2 protein-coding genes and 1 pseudogene are annotated in these 1,362 nt (G+C 44.3%); all 3 read right to left on the bottom strand.

Features of this window, described 5'->3' with window-relative positions:
- Positions 1-576: pseudogene (locus M977_RS22695) on the bottom strand (hypothetical protein); the annotation flags it as partial.
- A 207-nt stretch (positions 577-783) separates the two neighbouring features.
- Positions 784-1,062, bottom strand: coding sequence for a hypothetical protein (locus tag M977_RS22690; RefSeq protein ID WP_064519113.1), 279 nt, complete (start codon positions 1,060-1,062; stop codon positions 784-786).
- A 131-nt stretch (positions 1,063-1,193) separates the two neighbouring features.
- Positions 1,194-1,361 (bottom strand): DUF1482 family protein, encoded by a 168-nt coding sequence (locus M977_RS22685; RefSeq protein WP_245163537.1) that lies wholly within the window; start codon positions 1,359-1,361, stop codon positions 1,194-1,196.
- Between the last annotated feature and the right edge of the window lies 1 nt (position 1,362).

Here is a 1,362-nt window from a genome sequence, read left to right as displayed (position 1 = left end):
AGGCCACTGCGCGGTTTCTTTCAGGCGAGCATGTACCGCATCAAGTAGTTCCTTTTGGCGCTCTGGAAATAGAGCGAGCACTCGTGGTGTGCGTGTAATAGCTTCGCCCAGCTCCCGGGCAAAACTTGGCATATCGTCGTTAGTCAGATCGATAGCCAGGCCATATTCAATCTTGGTGATGTTATCGGTACGACCAAACAAAGCGAGCAGGGCGGCCCGGAAACTCGTAGGTAGCTTCGATGCTTCTACGAACTGAGGTTCACCACCTGTAGTGGTGCTATGCGTATTATCTTCTGGAGTGGGCTCATTTAATTCGATTTCTCCCGTTTCCTTATTCCAGAGAAAACCAGTATCCCAACTATCAAGAGCGGGGCTGGATAATCCTACGCGATCTTCACAAATCTTTGCATCACAGTAATGATCCGCAATTTCCGGGAAGTCCTTATATAATTCGACAGTCGCGGTGAGTGATGCCATTTTTTTACTGGGGGCTTTCACTTTGCGAGTGTAAACAGGAATGTTTAATTTCTCACCCATTCCTTTTTTAGGATTAAAACATGTATTAAATAATTGCATGGACTGATTTCCTTAATTAACGGAATACGCGGGCGTAAACGGATTTTCTGTAAGTAGTGCGAACACTCTGGAGTTTGGTCTGCTGATTTTTCTTTTCGATACAGCCTCTGCAGTAGTAAACGGTGCGGCTGGCATAACCCCTGGTATTTTGACGCTGGGTTAACTCGGCATCTTCAAAGAGATGACTACAGCACGAACAGGCTCTGCTCATGATGCTTGCTCCATGCTGCAAGACGCGAGGGAGCAACAGCGCTGAGCTTTAATCTCTGCTTCACGAATCAAAAACCAGATACGAGTTACTTCTTCTAATGCGCAGTGATGACAGGGATAAGTGTCGTGAATAATCCCACCAGGGAATTTAACCGTGACAGTGTTGTCTTTGTTGAAAACGAAATAAGAAAATGGATTTTCGTCAGCAATAACTTCTGCGACATCGTGGCTGACTTTATAAAGCTTAAATATCATTGTGAAAATATGAGAAATCATTGCTAACCCTTATTTAGAATGAGTAATTCCCTGCCGATTAAGGCATGTGTTTGGAATTATTAAATTTGGCTTGCAGAAATCCCGTCGCATTATTAGCCGACATTACTTCTGGTGTTTTATTTGTCCGGAATCTATTCCGTCATAGCTGGTTGTTCGCCAGAGTGGATAATCTCATCAACTGGATAACATTCGCCACTAACATGCTGCTCAATTGCAGCCGCTTCACATTTCTCCTGGCTGTAATAAAATCCCAAAACCACTTCCTGATAATCACCGTTGGTCATGCCTAAAGTCAGCACT

The organism is Buttiauxella gaviniae ATCC 51604 (assembly GCF_001654835.1).
GTDB lineage: Bacteria > Pseudomonadota > Gammaproteobacteria > Enterobacterales > Enterobacteriaceae > Buttiauxella > Buttiauxella gaviniae.
This window is presented reverse-complemented; position numbering and strand designations above follow the sequence as displayed.